The organism is Erwinia sp. PME.40.26/001, from assembly GCF_055556675.1.
This window is the reverse complement of sequence record NZ_JBVHNP010000189.1, coordinates 1-270: the sequence shown is the minus strand read 5'-3', so window position 1 is coordinate 270 and position 270 is coordinate 1. Positions and strand designations below refer to the sequence as shown.

1 pseudogene is annotated in these 270 nt (G+C 66.3%); it reads right to left on the bottom strand.

Going from position 1 to position 270, the window contains the following annotated elements:
* Nucleotides 1-229, bottom strand: a pseudogene (locus ACZ3HG_RS23795) (hypothetical protein); the annotation flags it as partial.
* Between the last annotated feature and the right edge of the window lie 41 nt (nt 230-270).

Sequence of the window (270 nt, the reverse complement as noted above, 5' to 3'; positions counted from 1 at the left end):
AGGCGGGCCGCGCCGAGGGATGGTTGGCGGCGAACAGCGCGGGGCGATCCATGTCGCGCACGCCGTTGCCATCGGCCAGAAACACCGCGTCAAGCTTGCCGCGCTCGGCGATCTCGGCCATCTCGATGAAGCCCTCGAGATTCATGACCGGCTTGTCGAAAGCGTCCTTGTGGCGCCAGCCGCCGAGATGGCCGCCGACGAGGTTGGGGATGCAGACCAGGTTCATCATCGCGGTACGCTCCTCATACAAAACGTCGTCGGACCGCGGGC